The 395-nt window shown below is 55.9% G+C and carries 1 pseudogene; it reads right to left on the reverse strand.

The window, feature by feature from the left end:
- Nucleotides 1–395, reverse strand: a pseudogene (locus tag M1B78_RS18585) (hypothetical protein); the annotation flags it as partial.

A 395-nucleotide genomic window follows, 5' to 3' on the forward strand; every position in this document is an offset into this window, starting at 1 on the left:
TATGGCAGGCTCTCGCTGACACCAATCGGGTCATCGTGCCAGCCGGACGGAACATAGTCATCCACCTGCGAGGTGGCTGGCGTGGAAGGTGTTATGTTCTCTGTCGTATGCTTAAAAATCCACTCATAATCCCTGCCGTCACGCCCATCCTGGCCGTTCTCTACCAGCAGCTCATACTCAGCGGTATTCAAGTCCCCGGTAATGGTATAACCGTAGGACTTGCCGCCGTTCTGGGTCTGCAGGATACGGCGCCCCTCATTGGTCGTCTGAGTCCACATCGGAGGATTGTCGGTACCACCGGGAGCGATGCAGAGGAACACACGTCCGGCCATCCTGGTAATACCCATGTAAGGTATATGCTTGCCGGTCTGCCAGTCACCGCAATTGGTGATGCT

Source organism: Bacteroides muris (ex Fokt et al. 2023), from assembly GCF_024704895.1.
GTDB classification, from domain to species: Bacteria; Bacteroidota; Bacteroidia; order Bacteroidales; family Bacteroidaceae; genus Bacteroides; species Bacteroides muris.